The organism is Corallococcus sp. AB049A (assembly GCF_003668885.1).
Lineage (GTDB): Bacteria > Myxococcota > Myxococcia > Myxococcales > Myxococcaceae > Corallococcus > Corallococcus interemptor.
Genome location: NZ_RAWL01000976.1, coordinates 1 through 482 on the forward strand (window position 1 = coordinate 1; position 482 = coordinate 482).

1 protein-coding gene is annotated in these 482 nt (G+C 70.1%); it reads right to left on the minus strand.

Going from position 1 to position 482, the window contains the following annotated elements; translation table 11 throughout:
• On the minus strand, positions 1-482 hold a 482-nt coding region (locus D7X55_RS40500), incomplete at both ends, for an AMP-binding protein (RefSeq protein WP_147470482.1).

Genomic DNA, 482 nt, shown 5'->3' on the forward strand with positions numbered 1-482 from the left:
TGCACGGAGGCATGCGCGAGGAGCGAGGCTTCGATTTCGCCCAGCTCGATGCGGAAGCCGCGCACCTTCACCTGGAAGTCGAGCCGCTGGAGGTAGTCCAGCTGGCCGTCGGCGCGCCAGCGCACGACGTCACCGGTGCGGTAGAGGCGGGCACCTGGGGCGGAGGAGAAGGGGTTCGGGATGAAGCGCTCGGCCGTCAGTGCGGACTGGCCGAGGTAGCCCCAGGCGAGGCCTTCACTGGCGAGGAAGAGCTCACCCGGGACACCCACGGGCACCGGCTGCAAGTGAGCGTCGAGGACGTACGTGCGGGTGTTGTCGATGGGGCGGCCGATGGGAGGCCGCGTGCTGTCGTCGCGCAGGACGGGGGTGAAGGTGGCGACGACGGTGCTCTCGGTGGGCCCGTAGTGGTTGAAGAGGGCCACGGGTACTGAGGCAGGAGGGCCGTGGTGGAGGGCGTCGCCACCCGTGAGCAGGGCACGCAG